Below are 1,298 nucleotides of genomic sequence, written 5' to 3' on the forward strand. Positions count from 1 at the left end.
CCGTCATGAGACGTTGCGGACGGTGTATCCGGCGGTGGACGGTACCGGGTATCAGGTGGTGCTGCCCGCCGCGGAGGCGACGCCGGACCTGACGCCGCACGACCTGCCCGCCGGGGAACTCCCGGACTGGCTGCGTACGTTCGCCGCCACCGGTTTCGATGTCGCGGCCGAGGTGCCGTTGCGGCTTTCGCTCGCGCGGACCGGTCCCGACGACTACGTCCTCGCCGTCGTCGTGCATCACATCGCGGCCGATGGCACCTCGATAGCGCCGCTGGTGCGCGACTTGATGACCGCCTACGTCGCGCGCAGCGCGGGCACCGCACCCGGCTGGGAACCGCTGCCGGTGCAGTACGCGGACTACACGCTGTGGCAGCGCGCCGTGCTGGGCGAGGAGAACGACCCCCGTTCCGTGGCCGCGACGCAGATCGCCTTCTGGCGTGAGACTCTCGCGGACATTCCGGACCGGATCGATCTCCCCACGGATCGGCCGCGTCCCGCCGCGGCATCCGGAAGCGGAGGCGTCTTCACCTTCACCGTCGACGCACCCACCCGGGCCCGCCTCGACGAACTCGCGCACGCGAACGGCGCCTCGTTGTTCATGGTCGTGCACACCGCTTTCGCGGCGTTGCTCGCCCGATTGTCCGGCTCCGCCGACATCACCATCGGCACGCCGGTCGCGGGCCGCGGCGAGGCCGAACTCGACGATCTGGTCGGCATGTTCGTCAACACGCTGGTGCTGCGGACCGCGGTGGATCCGGCGGCCTCGTTCGCCGAACTGCTGGCGGTGACCAAGGAACGTGACCTCGCCGCCTTCTCGCATGCCGAGTTGCCGTTCGAGCGGCTGGTCGAGGTGCTGGACCCGGTCCGCTCGCAGGCGCATCATCCGCTGTTCCAGGTGGCGCTGTTCTTCCAGAACATGGACCGAGCGGAGCTCGAGCTGCCCGGCCTGTCGGTCGGCGCGGTCGAACTCGACGGCGCGGTGGCCAAATTCGATCTGCAGCTGACGGTGACGCCGCAGGAAGGTCCGGACGCGGGCCTGGCCGCCATGTTCACCTATGCCACCGACCTTTTCGATGAGGGTTCGGTCGCCGAATTCGCGGCGCGCCTGAACCGGTTGCTGCGCGCGGTCGCGGCCGACCCCGATCGCGCACTGGGCGGCATCGACCTGCTCAGCGTGGTCGAGCGCGATCGAATCCTGCACGAGTGGAACGACACCCGTTACCCCGTCCGCTCCGAATTGCTGCTCGACGGATATCGACGTGCCGTCGAAGCGAATCCGGAACGGATCGCCGTTGCTT

1 protein-coding gene is annotated in these 1,298 nt (G+C 69.1%); it reads left to right on the forward strand.

What is annotated here, in order from left to right; all coding sequences use genetic code 11:
• Window positions 1-34 precede the first annotated feature (34 nt).
• The coding region (locus tag ACL03I_RS39315; protein WP_412808642.1) for a condensation domain-containing protein at window positions 35-1,298 on the forward strand (1,264 nt) is incomplete at its 3' end.

It is taken from the genome of Nocardia sichangensis (genome assembly GCF_047200615.1).
GTDB classification, from domain to species: domain Bacteria; phylum Actinomycetota; class Actinomycetes; order Mycobacteriales; family Mycobacteriaceae; genus Nocardia; species Nocardia sichangensis.